The sequence below is a fragment of the candidate division WOR-3 bacterium genome, assembly GCA_039804025.1.
In the GTDB taxonomy this organism is placed as follows: domain Bacteria; phylum Hydrothermota; class Hydrothermia; order Hydrothermales; family JAJRUZ01; genus JBCNVI01.
On record JBDRZP010000040.1, the window covers coordinates 8,655 to 8,991 of the forward strand.

Genomic DNA, 337 nt, shown 5'->3' on the forward strand with positions numbered 1-337 from the left:
TCTACACATTTATAAACAAACTCAGCTCTTCCTTTTTCAAGTTTTGTAATTAATGTTTCTTTTTCAGGCATGGCTAAGCCTCCTTTTATTTTAAAATATTTATCCTTACAAACCCTTTTCCTATGTTTTGATTTCCACCTATTTGAATGACTTCTGGAATTGCTTTTTCAAAAAATTCTGAAACCAGTTTTGCTTCTTCTTGTGGTGAGTTTGCTTTAAAAACGCCTTTCTGGGCATCATTTTCCACCCTTGGTGAAGTAAACATACCCAGTGAGTAAAGAATAGTATCCTGAGGAAGATACTCCTCTGTCCACAATCCACCGGAGGCAACCGTGCC

The 337-nt window shown here is 36.8% G+C and carries 1 protein-coding gene; it reads right to left on the minus strand.

Going from position 1 to position 337, the window contains the following annotated elements:
* Nucleotides 1–85: 85 nt before the first annotated feature.
* A partial coding sequence (locus ABIN73_10085; GenBank protein MEO0270075.1) for an RAMP superfamily CRISPR-associated protein occupies nt 86–337 on the minus strand: 252 nt, incomplete at its 5' end.